Origin of the sequence: Mycobacterium parascrofulaceum ATCC BAA-614, assembly GCF_000164135.1 — a bacterium.
GTDB lineage: Bacteria > Actinomycetota > Actinomycetes > Mycobacteriales > Mycobacteriaceae > Mycobacterium > Mycobacterium parascrofulaceum.
In genome coordinates this window covers 25,124-27,538 of record NZ_GG770557.1, presented here as the reverse complement: position 1 = coordinate 27,538, position 2,415 = coordinate 25,124, and the positions used below count along the sequence as shown (strand labels likewise).

Sequence of the window (2,415 nt, the reverse complement as noted above, 5' to 3'; positions counted from 1 at the left end):
TTGATCGCGCTCACTGAAATTCCCCACTGACGCTCATCGAAATTCCCCACCCGTGTGGCTCCGCCGAGAAGGGCGGGCCTCCTTCGATGCTGCTGGTGTCTGACGCCTGCAGCACTGCCCGAAGGAGGCCCGCTTTCTCATGCTCACATGGGAGAACGATATGGAAGTACATGCCCTGGCCAAGCGTGGTTGGACGATCTCGGCGATCGCCCGCCACACCGGCTTTGACCGCAAGACGGTCCGCAAGTATCTGGCCGGCGACGGCAAACCCGGGGTGCGTGCCCGCCCCGACCCCGATCCGTTCGAGCCGTTCGTCGACTACGTCACCGCCAGGTTGACCGAGGACCCGCACCTGTGGGCCCGCACCCTGTTCGACGAGCTCGAGGAGCTGGGGTTCGGGCTGTCGTATCAGAGCCTGACCCGCAACATCCGCGTCCGCAATCTACGCCCCGTCTGTGAAGCCTGCCGGACCGCCACCCAGCGCCCGAACGCGGTGATCCCCCACGCCCCGGGTGAGGAAACCCAATGGGACTGGCTGGAATTGCCCGATCCGCCGGCATCGTGGGGGTGGGGCAAGACCGCGCACCTGCTGGTCGGCTCGCTGGCCCATTCGGGCAAGTGGCGCGGCTTCCTGGCGCCCTGCCAGGATCAGCCGCACCTGGTCGCCGGCTTGGACCGCGCGACCCGCGGCCTGGGCGGGTGCACCCGGGTGTGGCGCTTTGACCGGATGGCCACGGTCTGCGACCCCGGCTCGGGACGGGTGAGCGCCTCGTTCGCCGGAGTGGCCAAGCACTACGGGGTCTGTGTGGCGATCTGCCCGCCGCGGCGCGGCAACCGCAAGGGAGTGGTGGAAAAGGTCAACCACACCGCCGCGCAACGCTGGTGGCGCACGCTGGCCGACGAGGCCACCGTCGAGCAGGCCCAAGCCAGCCTGGATCGCTTCGCCGGGGTCCGTGGCGACACCCGCATCCGCGCCACCGCTGAGGGCCGGTCCTCGGTGGCGGTGGTGGCCAAAACAGAGCCGCTACAGCCGGTGCCGGCGATGGCCTATCCGGTGATCCTGGCCGAGGCCCGCACGGCGTCGCGGCAAGCGCTGGTGTCGTATCGCGGTAACCGCTACTCGGTGCCTCCGGAGCTGGCCGCCGCCCAGGTCGTGGTGTCCCATCCGGTCGGGGCCCAGTTTTGTGACATCGCCACCACGAGCGGAATCGTGGTCGCCCGGCACCGCATGGCCGCCGACGGGCTCGGCGTCACGGTACGTGACAGCGGCCATGTCATCGCCCTGGACACCGCCGCGATGGCCACCGCGGCTACCGGACGCCCGCACCGGCGCAAGGAACGCATCCCACCGGGCCCGGCCGCAAAAGCCGCGGCCGCACAACTCCTCGGGATCAAACAAGCCGACAGTTCTGAACATCAACCCTCAACTCCGTCACCCGATTCCACCGTCATCGATCTGTCCGTCTACGAGCGGGCCGCCCAGAACAGGACCATCCAATGACCCCCAGCCCACGCACCGCCAAGACCACCACCATGACCGCCCAGGAAACACCGTCGGCGGCCGCTTCGCGGTATCAGCAGCTGCGCTCGCACCTGGCCGAACTGAAACTGGCCGCGGCCGCCGAAGCCCTACCCGCGGTCCTGGACCAGGCCACCACCGAGAACCTGTCGCTGACGGTGGCCCTGGAGCGGCTCTTGGCCGTCGAAGTCGAGGCCTCCACCGCTCGGCGGCTGGCCGGCCGGTTGCGGTTCGCTTGCCTGCCCACCCCGGCCACCCTGGCAGACTTCGACGTTGATGCCGCCGCCGGGATCGACCGCAAGCTGATCGACGAACTCGGGACCTGCCGCTACCTGGAATCGGCGACCAACATTTTGCTCGTCGGGCCCCCGGGTACAGGAAAGACGCACTTGTCGGTCGGATTGGCAAGGGCCGCAGCACATGCCGGCTACCGCACCTACTTCACCACTGCCGCCGATCTGGCTGCACGGTGTCACCGCGCAGCGATCGAGGGACGCTGGGCCACAACGATGCGGTTCTATGCCGGACCGACGCTCCTGGTGATCGATGAGCTGGGCTACTTGCCGTTGCCCGCCGAGGCGGCCTCAGCGCTGTTTCAGGTTGTCTCCCAACGGTATTTGAAGACCAGCATCGTCATCACCACCAACCGCGGCGTGGGAGCCTGGGGAGAGATCCTCGGCGACACCACCGTGGCCGCCGCCATGCTCGACCGCCTACTGCACCGCTCTGTCGTCATCAACCTCGACGGCGAGTCCTACCGCCTCCGCGACCACCACGCCGCCGCCGAAACGCTACGCCGAACAACCACCGGCACCCGCCAACCACTACACTGACCGCTGCTCACAGGTGAGGAATTTCGGCGAGCACACCTGGGGACTTTCGATGAGCGCGATCAC

The 2,415-nt window shown here is 68.1% G+C and carries 2 protein-coding genes; both read left to right on the top strand.

Annotated elements, in window-relative coordinates; all coding sequences use genetic code 11:
* The first annotated feature begins 139 nt into the window (after positions 1 to 139).
* Positions 140 to 1,501, top strand: coding sequence for a Mu transposase domain-containing protein (locus HMPREF0591_RS21480; RefSeq protein WP_005118249.1), 1,362 nt, complete (start codon positions 140 to 142; stop codon positions 1,499 to 1,501).
* A complete protein-coding gene (gene istB / locus HMPREF0591_RS21475; protein ID WP_005116465.1) occupies positions 1,498 to 2,352 on the top strand; it encodes an IS21-like element helper ATPase IstB in 855 nt (284 codons plus the stop codon). Before HMPREF0591_RS21480 ends, istB begins: the two co-directional genes overlap by 4 nt.
* Positions 2,353 to 2,415 lie beyond the last annotated feature (63 nt).

Coding starts and splice junctions, on each gene's coding strand:
- istB (WP_005116465.1), top strand. CDS start 1,498: ATGACCCCCAGCCCACGCACCGCCAAGACCACCACCATGACCGCCCAG.
- HMPREF0591_RS21480 (WP_005118249.1), top strand. CDS start 140: ATGCTCACATGGGAGAACGATATGGAAGTACATGCCCTGGCCAAGCGT.